5 protein-coding genes are annotated in these 12,757 nt (G+C 60.5%); 1 reads left to right on the top strand and 4 read right to left on the bottom strand.

What is annotated here, in order from left to right:
• Positions 1 to 2: 2 nt before the first annotated feature.
• The gene (gene rpoC / locus BGE01nite_RS22135) at positions 3 to 4,151 is read left to right on the top strand and encodes a DNA-directed RNA polymerase subunit beta' (protein ID WP_146853795.1); all 4,149 of its coding nucleotides are present in this window, start codon (positions 3 to 5) and stop codon (positions 4,149 to 4,151) included.
• Positions 4,152 to 4,836: 685 nt separating this feature from the next.
• Here rpoC and BGE01nite_RS22130 read toward each other — a convergent pair.
• From BGE01nite_RS22130 to BGE01nite_RS22115, 4 genes are all read right to left on the bottom strand, one after another.
• Positions 4,837 to 7,221 (bottom strand): tetratricopeptide repeat protein, encoded by a 2,385-nt coding sequence (locus BGE01nite_RS22130; RefSeq protein WP_146853793.1) that lies wholly within the window; start codon positions 7,219 to 7,221, stop codon positions 4,837 to 4,839.
• Between the two features lie 102 nt (positions 7,222 to 7,323).
• Positions 7,324 to 9,066, bottom strand: coding sequence for an alginate O-acetyltransferase AlgX-related protein (locus BGE01nite_RS22125; RefSeq protein WP_146853791.1), 1,743 nt, complete (start codon positions 9,064 to 9,066; stop codon positions 7,324 to 7,326).
• Positions 9,067 to 9,105: 39 nt separating this feature from the next.
• Positions 9,106 to 10,773, bottom strand: coding sequence for a gamma-glutamyltransferase (gene ggt, locus BGE01nite_RS22120; protein WP_146853789.1), 1,668 nt, complete (start codon positions 10,771 to 10,773; stop codon positions 9,106 to 9,108).
• Positions 10,774 to 10,926: 153 nt separating this feature from the next.
• Complete coding sequence (locus BGE01nite_RS22115) at positions 10,927 to 12,705, bottom strand: 4-alpha-glucanotransferase (protein ID WP_170266975.1); 1,779 nt, start codon at positions 12,703 to 12,705, stop codon at positions 10,927 to 10,929.
• Positions 12,706 to 12,757: the final 52 nt, after the last annotated feature.

Genomic DNA, 12,757 nt, shown 5'->3' with positions numbered 1-12,757 from the left:
TTATGAGCGCTGATTTGAGCTTGAAAGAAATCTTCGGGGAAAAGCCCGCCGGTGAAGAATTCGACTTCGTGTCGATCTGCATCGCCTCCGCCGACCGCATCCGCGGCTGGTCCTCCGGCGAAGTCAAGAATCCAGAAACCATCAACTACCGCACGTTCAAGCCTGAAAAAGGCGGCTTGTTCTGCGAACGTATCTTCGGACCTACCCGCGACTGGGAGTGTGCCTGCGGCAAGTACAAGCGCATCAAGCACAAGGGCGTGATCTGCGACCGCTGCGGCGTCGAAGTCACCCTGTCCCGCGTGCGTCGTGAGCGCATGGGCCACATTGAGCTCGCCGTTCCGGTGACGCACATCTGGTTCTACAAGTGCATGCCTTCCCGCATCGGCCTCATGCTGGACATGACGGCCCGCAGCCTGGAGCGCGTGATCTATTATGAAGACTTCATGGTCGTAGACCCAGGTTCCACCCCGCTGAACCGCGGCCAGCTTCTGACTGAAGTTGAGCTTCGTGAAGCTGAGGAGCAGTACGGTGCAGACGCTTTCCGCGTCGGCATGGGTGCTGAAGCCATCCGTGACATCTTCAGCCAGATCAATCTGGCGGACGCCATCAAGGACCTTGAGGAAGCGATGACGAAGACACGCTCCAAGCAGATCCGCAAGAAGCTGGCGAAGCGCTTGAAGCTCTGCCAGGGCTTCGCCGAGAGCCACAGCCGCCCTGAGGCGATGATCATGGAAGTGCTTCCAGTCATCCCGCCGGACCTTCGTCCTCTCGTTCCTCTGGAAGGCGGCCGCTTCGCGACCTCCGACTTGAACGACCTCTACCGTCGTGTCATCAACCGTAACAACCGTCTGAAGAACCTCCTTCAGCTCCGCACTCCGGATGTCATCATCCGTAACGAGAAGCGCATGCTGCAGGAAGCTGTGGACGCCCTGTTTGACAACGGCCGCCATGGCCGCCCTGTCACTGGCGCTGGCAACCGCCCGCTGAAGTCCCTCTCCGACATGCTCAAGGGCAAGTCCGGGCGCTTCCGTCAGAACCTTCTCGGCAAGCGCGTGGACTACTCCGGTCGTTCCGTCATCGTGATCGGTCCTGACCTCAATCTCAACCAGTGCGGTCTGCCGAAGAAGATGGCGCTCGTCTTGTTCGAGCCCTTCATCATCCGCCGTCTGAAAGAGATGGGTCTTGTCCACACTGTTCGTTCGGCCAAAAAGATGATCGAACGCCGCACTCCTGAAGTGTGGGACATCCTGGATGAAGTCACCAAAGGTCACCCGGTTCTCCTGAACCGTGCTCCGACCCTTCACCGTCTGTCCATCCAGGCATTCGAGCCAAAGCTCATCGAAGGTGAGGCCATTCGTGTGCACCCCCTCGTTTGTACAGCTTACAACGCTGACTTCGACGGTGACCAGATGGCCGTGCACGTGCCGCTTTCCATCGAAGCCCAGATGGAGGCCCGCCTCCTCATGCTGGCGCCGAACAACCTGTTCAGCCCTGCCAGCGGCAAGCCGATCACCACGCCTTCCCAGGACATTCCTCTGGGCTGTTACTTCCTCACCTACCTCCGCGAGCTTCCAGGCCCGGATGGCAAGAAGAAGGAAGGCAACGAGCGTCTGCCGATCTTCAACGACCCTGCTGAAGTCGAGTTTGCGCTTTCTGAAGGTGCCATGGGCGTGAATGACAAGATCCGTTATCGCAACCCTGACTACCAGAAGGAGAAGCGCATCTACGGTGACAACACCAAGCCTTACATTGAAACCACGGCTGGCCGTGTCCGCTTCAGTGAAATCTGGCCTGAGCGCGTCGGGTTCTACAACAACACCGTCGGCAAGAAGCAGATCTCGGACATCATCTGGCGCTGCTTCCAGACCGTGGGTCAGAAGGAAACCGTGGCCAGCCTGGACCGTCTGAAGCTGCTCGGCTTCCGCGAAGCCACGCGCTCCGGTTGCTCCATCGGTATCACGGACATGGTCATCCCGCAGTCGAAGAAGGCTTCTCTCGAGAAAGCCTACAAGGACATCGATGACGTCGAGAAGCTCTACAAGCGCGGTCTCATCACCCAGGGTGAGCGCTACCAGAAGATCGTGGACGTGTGGACCCAGGTGGGTGACCAGACGGCTGACGAAGTGTTCCGCACGCTGGAGCACAACGAAGGCAAGAAGATCCACAACCCGCTCTACGTGATGGTGACGTCCGGTGCCCGAGGCAACCGCACGCAGATCAAGCAGCTCGGCGGCATGCGCGGCCTGATGGCCAAACCTTCCGGTGAGATCATTGAGCGTCCGATCACCTCGAACTTCCGCGAAGGTCTGAGCGTGCTCGAGTACTTCATCTCCACTCACGGCGCCCGTAAGGGTCTGGCTGACACGGCTCTGAAGACCGCTGACTCGGGTTACATGACCCGTAAGCTCGTCGACGTGTCCCAGGACGTGATCGTGACTGAAGAAGACTGCGGAACGGTCAACGGCATCACGCTGAACTCCATCTATCAAGGTGACGAGGAAGTGGTGGATCTGAAGACCCGCGTCTATGGCCGCACCAGCTGCGAGACCGTGCATGACCCTATCCTCAAGGAAACCCTTGTGGCCGCCAACCAGCTCATCCTGGAGCCTGAGGCTCTTCGCCTGACCAAGATCGGTGTGGAAAAGCTGAAGATCCGCTCCGTGCTCACTTGCGAAAGCAAGCGCGGCTGCTGCGCCATGTGCTATGGCCTCAGCCTGGCCACCGGCCGCATGGTGAAGATCGGCGAGGCGGTCGGCATCATCGCCGCCCAGTCCATCGGCGAGCCTGGAACGCAGCTGACCATGCGTACGTTCCACGTGGGTGGTGCTGCCATGAGCTCCTTCAAGCAGCCCTTCATCAACATCAAGAACACCGGAACGATCCGTTATGCTGACATGCGTGCGGTGCAGACCGCCGAAGGCCAGTGGGTGGCTCTGACCAAGAACGGTGTCATCTCCATCGTTAGTGATGACGGTCGTGAGCTGGAAAGCCACAAGCTGGTGCTCGGTGCCATCATCACCAAGCCCGATGGTTCCGCCGTGAAGAAGGGTGAGCAGGTCGCGACCTGGGATCCTTATAACATCCCGATCATCACCGAGAAGGCTGGTAAGATCGAGTTCCGTGACATGATCGCGGGCATCACCTTCACCAAGGAGAAGAACGAGCAGACCGGCAACGAAGAAGTCGTCGTCATCGAGCACAAGGAAGACTTGCACCCGCAGATCGTCGTCACGAACGCCAAGACTCATGAGATCCTGGCTTCCTACACCGTCCCTGCCGGCGCTCACTTGAACGTGAAGAACGGCGAGAAGGTCGAGGCTGGCACCACGCTCGCCAAGACTCCTCGTAAGGCTTCCAAGACGAAGGACATCACCGGTGGTCTTCCGCGCGTTGCCGAGCTCTTCGAAGCTCGTAAGCCGAAGGACGCTTGTGAAATCGCCCGTATCGACGGCACTGTCGAGATCGGTGGCCTTGTCCGCGGCAAGCGCCGCGTGATGGTCACGGATCCGAAGACCGGCCAGCAGGAAGAGCATCTCATCCCCCGCTCGAAGCACATCCTCGTCTTCAATGGTGACCATGTCACCAAGGGAGACCAGCTCACCGACGGTCCAGTCGTGCCGCATGAAATCCTTGAGATTCTTGGGCCTCAGGCGCTGCGTGAGCACCTCGTCAACGAAGTGCAGGAAGTGTATCGTGCCCAGGGTGTGGAGATCAACGACAAGCACGTCGAGATCATCATCCGCCAGATGCTCCGCAAGGTGAAGATCACCGACACCGGTGACACTGACTTCCTGTGGGGTGACCAGGTGGACCGCACGGAGTTCGAGAAGGAAAACGCCCGCGTCAGCGAGGAAGGTGGCAAGCCTGCCGAAGCCGAGCCTGTGCTTCTGGGCATCACCAAAGCCTCCCTCGAGACCGAGTCCTTCATCTCCGCCGCTTCCTTCCAGGACACCACGCGCGTTCTCACGGAAGCTGCCACGCTGGCCAAGTCTGACCTGCTCCGCGGCTTCAAGGAAAACGTCATCATGGGTCACCTCATCCCTGCCGGCACCGGCTTCATCAAGAACCGCGACTTCGAGCTCGTGGAGACTGAGAAAGCCGCTGTGGCCGAGCTGCCTGCTGAGGAAGAAGAGGAAGTGCTCCAGGCATAACCCGAAGCTCCAGACCATACTTAACCAAGACCCCGGCCAGCGATGGCCGGGGTTTTGTTTTTTAAGCGGGGTTCGCTGTTTTCGGTTCAGGGTGGATGGGTTGTGAATGGAAGGCGTGAAAGTCGCGAAGCGGTGGGAAGCGCCTGAGCTTTACCCACAAGTTGAATGATGACGCGAGTAGGTCGTTGGCCTCAGCCTTGGGGAGGTGTGGAGTTCATTCTGGACTGTTTCCCAAGGCCAACGGCATTGCGGCATGCAGCCCAGGGTTGCGCGCAGCGCTACCCTGGGAGCTTCCTCCAAGGGAGTTCCAGCGGGCCGAGGAAACCGGCCATCTCCAGAGATGACGGAACCGCGTTGCGGTTCGAGTTCCTTTCCTGGCCTGCGGCGGCTGATTCCCAAGGGAGCTTTCGCCTAGGCTCAGCACCCTTGGGCTGCATGACGGAACCCGTTTCGGGTTCTAGACCCTCTTTGCCTTTTATGGGTAAAGCTCAGAGCCCTGCAGCCGCTTTCTCCACGCCAGCCCTGCTGGCCTTCGTCACCATAGAAGTGTCTGGAGTTGAATGGAGGTTCTTCGCCCGGCAGCTGGGCTGCCCAATACTAAAGCGACAGCAGGCTGCCGCAGTCCACGGCGCTTTGCGCCTGCGTGGACGTGCTTTTGGTTAGGAATGCAAAGACCTCTGCTTACTTACTGGGCGACCTTGATCCAGATGTTCTCGAAGGTGTCGTTGTCGACTCCGGCGTCCTTGAACATGACCTGGTAGCGGGCTTTCAGGGCAGAGGCAGGCTCGCCGAGCTGGGTTTTCCAGACGGCATGCGCGCGGAGCATGGAGATGAGGGCGCGGTTGGGGTCCTCAAGATGCATCTTGGTGCGCAAAAGCACGGGCAGGGCGCGTTCGGTGACGAGGCGCGCATCACCCAGTCTCTGATCCAGCATGTGAGTGTTGAAAAGGTTGATGCTGATGCCGGACCGCAGGGGCAGATCGTTTTCCGGGGCATTCGCCAGCGCTTTTTCGAGCAGGCGTGCTGCCTCGGAGTACTTTTTCAAGCCGCTGAGGATGCTGGCGGTCTGGAGGTAGACGCCGCACAGCTCCTGCTTGGAGGCGATGCCAAAGGTCTCCAGTTCCTCGAGGGACTCGCGCATCAGCTTCTCCGTTTCAGCGATGTTGCCGGTTTTCTGAAGGCAGCCAGCGAGACCTGTCTTGAAGTAGGCGAGCTTGGGGTGCCGGGAGCCGAGATGCTCCACGGCGATGGTGAGCGCGCGGCGATGCAAGGGTTCTGCCTCGGCGAAGCGGCCCTGCTTGCTGAAGAGCTGCCCCATCGCTGACAAGGCGTAGGCGGTGCTCAGATGCTTGGAACCATATCCGGCCTCATGAAGGGTCAGCGCACGCTGGAGATAAGTCTCGGCTTCCGTGAGCTGGGTTTTCATCACAGCATCGGACATGCTTTTGGCCAGGGAGTCTCCGCCCTCGGCCTGGGCGCTGGCGGGCAAGGCCCGGGAGGCGAAGGTGCTGCCCAGACGATACAGGTGATAGCCCGTGAGAGGGTGGGTGGGGCCGAGCTTCTTCTCGGACTCGTTGACGGCATTCCTCAGAAGGACCACCGCCTCGCTCGTGTAGCCCGGGGAGCCGGCCGTTTCATTCAGATGCACGGTGGCCATCATGGACCAGGCCATGAGCTTCAGCGGCGCTTCCTTGTAGGGCTCCTGCTCAAAGATTGCGATGGCCTTCTTGCCGAGTTCGACAGCCTTTTCACCCCGGAGATTCTGGGCCGTGAGCAGGCGTGCATAGGCCAGCTCCAGCGGTGCTTGATCCGGCACCTTTTCCAACGCGGCCACGGCGGCCGCTGAAAGCGTGAGCGCCTCAGATTTCAGGCCCTGAACGTCCAGCAGGGTGGCCAGTGCACTCTGGCGGCGGGCCCAGCTGGCAGGCTCCTTCTGCGGATCGGTTTTCTCGACGGCGCTGCGGTAAAAACGGATGGCACGCTCCTCGTGACTGGTGCTGACCGTCTGGTCAAAGCGCGAGGCTGCGGCGAGGGCGGCGATCTCACAGCCCTCGGCCGAAAGCGCGGCCTGATGCACCAGCGCAAAGTCCATGGCGGTCTGATACTTGCCGGCTGCCAGCAGAGCGGCCAGCCTGTCCTCGACCGTGAAGGCGGGACCGATGTCCTGGGTGATGGACTGCTCCAGCAGGGACTTCACCTGGGATTCTGGCAGCTTGGCGCGCTCCGGCAGTGTGAGGCGGGTCCAGTGATCCAGATACATGACCGGCATGTCCACCGTATCGCGCATCCAGTCGCAGTAGATGGAGACGTAGGTCTGCAGCACCTGATGGGCGATGGCGGCATCAAAGGGGGCAGCCACCTCGGTGGCTGCAGCGGTCCCCGCAGTCTTTTTGCTCTTCAGCATGTCCAGCAGGCCCAGGCCCACCACAAGGACGCCAACGACGATCACACCGATGGCGATCGGGGACATGCCGCTGGCAGGTTTTGCTTCCTGTCTGGCAGGGCGGATGGTGATGCTGGGCGGGGGGAGCTGTGCCATCGCGGCTCCTGCGGTGGATGGATCGACCAAACCTAGCAGCCTGCATAGCAGCTGCTTCCAGGCGGTGCCGTCCTGAGGCATGTCATGGGTGGTGCCAGCAGCCAGCAGGCTCTCACGGTGCTGGGTTTGCATCTGCACCTGAGCCTCGTCCTCAGGCCTCAGCCCACTAGGAGCGGTATGCCCGTCTCCACTGACGATCACATGCACGCCAAGCGGAAGTTTTACTGTGGAGGCTGCCAGCTCTGCGGAGATCTCATGCTCCATTTGGGCGACGCTGCTCCGTGTCTTGTCCTTGGGAACGGTGGGGATATCCGGGCAGCGACCACAGCGCTGTCCCACCAGATGGAGTACCGCCTCACAGGTGGGCACGCGGTCACGGATTCGCTTGTCCAGCGTGCGCCAGTACGGGGGGCTGGCCTCGAGAATGACCATCAGGCAACCCAGCTCCTCCAGAGAGAGCCTGAGCACTTCCAGCACCTCCGGAAACTCTTCGTGGACAGCGGAAACGTAGATGCGGCGGGCAGAACTCATGCGGGAGACAGTAAGTATCCATCATTAAGAGAACCGTTCAACCTTGGACTGTTCCTTAAAGCCTCTGTTAGCGGCCTGGCTGACGGTCCATGAACATTCCCATCAAAGCTCGTCGGCAGGGACGACGAGCACGATAAGCTTCTTGTGGGTCACGTCTGAAGCTAGTGCGAGGATGTCTGGTCCTGTGCGCTCATCGAGGGGACGGCCCAAGAGAGCGGCCAGCTGGGTGGTGAAGCCAGCCTGCTGGTTCTTGCCCTCGGCATTGCCAAAGCTCTCGCTCGCCGCCTCGAACACGCGCAGAGAATCGTGACCGATCACAAGGATGGGGGACTTGGGATCATTTTCCAGCCCACGAATGGACACCAGCTGCGCGTGCTCCGCGCCGAAGAGGCCTTCAGAATTCAAGGTCAGCAGAGCCTTGGCGAGGTCGCCAGGTTCCTGGCGCTCGAGGATGCTGGCATTGATGAGCGGTGTTTCGCTGACGTAGAGCGCGGCATGCTTTTCGCGGATGTGCTTGGCCACGGCGCCGGCCACGGTCTTCATGGTCTCAAAGGTCCAGTGACTGTCGGCGGTATAGTGGGACTCGGCCCTGAGCAGGCGCTGCCACAGTGCCTGCGCTGGATCCACGACGTCCACGCCTGCGGCAGTGAGCTTCTCCACGATGGCCTTGTAGTCGGCGGGCTGGGCGGGGGCGGCGTATTCGGCACGCAGCACATTCTCCGGATACATGGCCATCTTGGCGGGCACGGAGACGAGCATCACCGGCACGTTTTGAGCTTTCAGATCCGTGGCGAGCTTGATCAAAGAATCGGTTAGGCCAGGATGGCGCCTCGCCAGGGTTCGGCGGTCGAGCTCATGCCGGGGATAGAGCCAGCCGTCATAACCGACATGGATGCGTGAGTTGCCTTCACCAAAGAACCAGGTCACGGGCCACTGAGCGGCCTGGCGGATGAAGTCTGGAGTGCGGGCATTTTCACGCACCAGCATGAGCAGGGAAGGGATGATGAGCAGCAGACCGATGAGGCGCCAGATCACGGTGCGCTGCCTGAGCAGCCAGTCGAGCCTCGGCAGTGCCACGCAGGTGAGGATGGCGAAGAGCATCACCGTCTGGAGCAGGTTTGAAGTGAGGCGCTTGTCCAGCAGCAGGGAGTAGAGCGTGGGCTTGATGTCGCTAAACATCGTGACCCAGCTTGTGAGGGCGGCCTCCAGATTCGGCACCAGCAGCAGTGAATTTGAAAGCACGAGCAGCAACAGAGTCAGGATGACCTGGATCGGATGCGGCAGAGGTGCGAAGAGAGGTTTCTGGCGTTTCGTCTCGGCCATCAAAAACAGGAACTGCAGCACGAACCACACGGAGGACGAAGGGAAGTTTCCATGCCAGAGCACGCCAAGACCTGCGATGAGCATGAGCACAGGAAGAGCCTGGGACGCCTTCGTCACGGGGCCATTGATCAGACCGGGAACGAGCTGCGACCAGTAACCGCCGAAGCTGCCAGCCCGGGCTGGAGTGAGGTAGAGACCTTCCACCGCATGACCGCGCAGTTCCATGAAACTCGCAACGACATCCACCACACCGGTGATCAGCAGTTGAAGCTGGCAGGTCTGCGCCAGAGCCGCGAGCCAGAAGGCTTTGGCACTGAGAGCCTGCGGCTCACCCAGCTGAAAAAGATGCACCAGCCATTCCAGCGGCAGCACCAGCAGGCAGATCTTGGCCAGTCCGAATCCGAGTCTGGCCAGCGCGGTGCTGCGCTGTGGCTTTGGAAGGGTTTGGCTGCGTTTCAGAGTCGCCACCGCGACGAGAAAGAGGACGACGAGCGGCGGGATCAGGGGCTTGGCGTAAATCATGCGTCAGAGTCAGACGGGCTCAGTTCGGAAAGCTTGGGATCATTGGCCATCGGCCTTGCCGGGCACACGTGGGTCATGAGCAGGCACCAGCAGTTTTCTCTCAGCATCCCAGGTGATGGCCTGGCAGGCGCCGAAGGTGGTGACTTTATCGAGCTTGTGCCCGAGCTTCTCCAGGTCTTCGAGTGTTTGCTCACCGAAGGCCTTTTCAATCTTCAGTTCATCGGGCGCCCACTGCTGATGAAAGCGTGGTTGTTTCAAGGCAGCATTCGGCTCCAGGCCGCGATCCAGCACATTGGAGATGAGCAGGAGCGCTTGAGTAATGATGGTTGGGCCACCGGCGGCACCCGTGCAGAGAACGGGCTGGCCATCTTTCAAGATGATGGTGGGGCTCATGCTGGAGAGCGGGCGCTTGCCAGCGGCCACGGCGTTCGCTTCAGCGCCGATGAGCTTGAAGGCATTGGGCACGCCAGGCTGCACAGAGAAGTCATCCATCTCATCATTCAGCAGCACGCCGGTGCCGGGCACGATGACTTTGCAGCCGAAGGCGGTGTTGATGGTCTGGTTCAGCGTGACCCAGTTGCCCTCAGCATCGGCTGAGCAGGTGAAGGTGGTGTGCTTGCCAAAGATGTCACCTTCCCAATGCGGCGGCATGTTGTGCGAGGGAACGTTGGTGGTTTTGCTCAGGTCGATCTTTGCCGCGAGATCCTTGGCATAACCAAGATCGACAAGGCCGCGGGGCACCTTGGCGAAGTCGGGATCGCCTAACCAATAAGCGCGATCAGCGAAGGCGAGCTTCATGGCCTCCGTGATCACGTGCACGCGCTGCGCATCACTGAGCTTGCTGATGGGGAAGTGCTCCATGACCTGCAAAATCTGCGCCACGTGCACACCACCGCTGCTCGGAGGCGGCATGGCTACGATGTCGTAACCGCGATACTTGCCCTTCACGGGCTCGCGCTCGATGGCCTTGTATCCGGCGATGTCAGCAGCGGTCATGATGCCGCCGTTTTCCTTCATCCATGCCTCCACCTTCTGCGCATACTCACCTTCATAAAACCAGGCGGTGCCGTGCTCGGCGATGGCGCGATAGGTTTTCGCCAGATCCTTCTGCACCAGGATGTCACCCTTCTTCAGCGGCGATCCATCTGCCTTGAAAAAGACCGCAGCGCTGGCGGGAAACTTCCGCAGCTTCTCAGCCGTGGCAGCGAGCTTGCGCTCATACACTTCATCGATGGGGAAACCTTTCTCCGCGATCTCGGCGGCAGGCAGGAGGAGATCAGCGAGCTTGAGCTTGCCATGCTTTTTCAGCGCGAGCTCATAGGCCCGAAGCGCGCCGGGAATGCCTGGGGCCAGAGCACCGGTCTTGCTAGCTTCATCATCGACCTTGCCTTGAATGATGTACATGTCGCGATGCGCCTTCGAAGGGGCGATCTCGCGGCCATCGATGCAGGTGATGCTGCCATCGGCCGCGCGGATGACGAAGAAGCAGCCACCCCCGATGCCGGAGTTATGCCCGTCCACCACGCCGAGCGTGAGGCCTGTGGCCACGGCGGCATCCACGGCATTTCCTCCTTTTTGGTAGGCCTTCACGGCGGCTTCCGTCGCCAGCGGGTTCACGGAAGCGGAGGCGAATTTAGGAAACCCGGGTTCCGCCGCGCGCAGGGCCAGGCTGAGCGAGAGCGTGATGAGGAGGAAGAGCGGTTTCATGGGTGAACTGGAAACAAGCATGTTCCCCGGGCTCTATCCAGCTTCTTTCCGTTGTGGTGAGGGACCGGAGAAATTTGGCAGGAAGATTAGGGCAGAAAAATTTTCTGAAATCTTTCTGCCCTCAATTTTTCTGCCGTTACTTCTGGAAGCGTCTTACCTCCCCGTGCGCTTCACGGCTTCGGTGAGCCATTGGCATTCGGCTTTCCAGCGGTCGCCGTGGCGCATCTCGGTGGTAGTCATGGGGAGGCGGGCGCTCCAGTTTTCACCGCTGGCGATGCCGGGGACGTTGAAGCGGTCCTCAAGGGCGAAGAGATCCGTCAGCATGAAGGCAGCGTAGCGCGAGTTGCTGGAAAGCAGGGCCTCCAGCAGCGCATGGCGGACGATGTCATCATAGGCCGGGAAATTGCCGTCATGGGAGACGTGCATGCCGGCGAACTCGCTGAGGAAGCGCAGCTCTTTTTGCGCGAGGTAGCGGTCACCCTCATCCGGGCTTTGCAGGTCACGGCGGCGATGCTCCCAGTGGGTCTTCATCGGTTCATGATCGTGCGTGGCATAAGTGGTGAAGGAGCAGTTGTCATAGTCATAACCGCGCTGCACCTGGCCGTGGCCGTTGTCCTCCCAGTGGCAGATCTTGAAGCCGGGCACGTCCAGGCTGAGCAGATGCGAACGCACGTAGTCCGGCACAGTGCCGAGGTCTTCGCCCACCACTTCGTTAGGCGCGGCGGCGGCCACGATCATGCGCAGATACTTGTCACCGGCGGCGAGGTTCGCGGCCTTATGCTCGGGAGTGTCGTCATCGTTCTCTTTGAAGTGCGGCAGGCGGCCGCCGGTGCGCTCGGCAGCTTCTGCATCCGTGAGCGGTGAGAACTCGGCATTGCGCTGCGGGCGCCAGGGGAAGCTGTAAATGCGGTAGAAGCCGAGGACGTGGTCGATGCGGAAGATGTCAAAAATCTCCGTGAGCTTGCGCACGCGGCGCTGCCACCAGGAGAAGCCATTGTCCTGCATGACATCCCAGCGGTAGAGCGGGATGCCCCAGTTCTGACCCCAGCGCTGCACGAAGAAGTCGTCCTTGAAATAAGTCTCCGGCGGAGCGCCGCCACACCACTCGAGATTGAATTCATTGGGCTGGAAGAAGACATCGGCACTGCACCAGGAGATGCCGAAGGGCACATCTCCCATGAGCTTGATTTTTTTCGAGGAGGCATAGGCACGCACAGCGCGCCACTGGCTGAAGCAGAGCCACTGCACATAGGCATGGAAGCTGAGCTTGGCCTCGATGTCGGCGGCATTGACCTGGCGTTGTTCCGTGAGCCAGGCGCGGGCCTTGAAGCCGGTGTTCACCTCGTCGGGCCAGTTGGGCCAGTCCTCGTGACCGTGCTGATCCATGAGCACGCGGAAGAGGCAGTAGTCATCCAACCAGCCGCGTTCCTCATCACGGAAGGTTTCGAAGGCGGCCTTGCGCTCAGGAACGGTGTCGATGCGGCTGAAGGCGTGGCGGAGGAGGTAGGTCTTGAGCTTGCGCACCTTCTCATAGGGCACGTCACTGCCATTCAGGGCGTTGCCGCCGATGAAGCGCACGGTGGCGCGGTAGAACTTTTCCTCCATCTCCGGCAGGGTCTCCGGGGTGATGTGCAGGGTCAGGTAGTCCAGCGCTACGGAGCTGATGGCATTGTAGGGGCTGCTGTCGCCGCCCGTGGCATTGACAGGGAGGAACTGCAGAAAGCCGAGGCCGGTGTCAGCGGCCCAGTCGATCAACTCGCGCACGCAGCCGGTGTCACCAATGCCGAGGTCATCAGCGGAACGGAGGGCAAAAACGGGGATCAGAATGCCTGCGCGGCGGGGCTGGATGGTGGGCATGAGGGGCAGCAGTGGTGGTGGCGATGCTACGTGCAGGCAATGGAAGAAATCGTCAAAGCGCAGGGGGTATGCCAAGAACGGGGCGCATGGCTGGCTTGGCCGCATTCCCGAGGACAAAAAGGATGAA

The organism is Prosthecobacter gellanilyticus, assembly GCF_007992435.1.
In the GTDB taxonomy this organism is placed as follows: domain Bacteria; phylum Verrucomicrobiota; class Verrucomicrobiia; order Verrucomicrobiales; family Verrucomicrobiaceae; genus Prosthecobacter; species Prosthecobacter gellanilyticus.
The sequence above is the reverse complement of the archived record's forward strand: the minus strand, read 5'-3'. Positions and strand labels throughout refer to the sequence as shown.